This is a genomic window from Rhizobium sp. 01T444 (genome assembly GCF_056398305.1).
This window is the reverse complement of record NZ_JBFTPD010000167.1, coordinates 1-721: the sequence shown is the minus strand read 5'-3', so window position 1 is coordinate 721 and position 721 is coordinate 1. Positions and strand designations below refer to the sequence as shown.

The 721-nt window shown below is 69.7% G+C and carries 1 protein-coding gene; it reads left to right on the top strand.

Features of this window, described 5'->3' with window-relative positions; all coding sequences use genetic code 11:
- The coding region (locus AC1DTN_RS37780) for a glycoside hydrolase family 15 protein (protein WP_477925253.1) at window positions 1-721 on the top strand (721 nt) is incomplete at both ends.

Below are 721 nucleotides of genomic sequence, written 5' to 3'. Positions count from 1 at the left end.
GTCCATGCGTGCCCGCGACCGCAAGGCGCGCATCACGCGGCGCTATCTGCCCGGGACGCTCGTGCTCGAGACCACCTTCCGCACCGCCCAGGGCGTGGCGACCGTGACCGACTTCATGCCGCGGCCGGCCTCCGACGGCATGCATGAAGTGGTGCGCATCGTGCGCGGCGTGCGGGGCACGGCGGCCATGCATACCRAACTTCGCATCCGCTTCAACTATGGCGAATGGTGCCCGTGGGTGGAGCGGCGCGAAGGCGCGGTCTACGCGGTCGCGGGGCCGGATGGGGTTCGCGTCACCTCGGGCGTGGAATTGATCAACGAGAACTTCGCGAGCACCGCGGACTTCACGGTCACGGCCGGGCAAGCCATCGCTTTCTGCCTCGAGTGGTTTCCCTCGCACCAGACGCCGCCGGTCACGCGCGACGCCCATGCGCTGCTGGCCCGCACCGCCGGGGAATGGTGCGAATGGACCGACCGCTGCGGCTACGACGGCGAGTATCGCGAGGCCGTCACGCGCTCGCTGCTGACGCTCAAGGCCCTCACCTACGAGCCCTCCGGCGGCATCGTCGCCGCGCCCACCACCTCGCTGCCCGAGCATCCGGGCGGCGAGCGCAACTGGGACTATCGCTTCTGCTGGCTGCGCGACGCGGCGCTGACGCTCTATGCGCTGATCGGATCGGGCTACATCGAAGAGGCCAGCGACTGGCGCTGGTGGCTGATG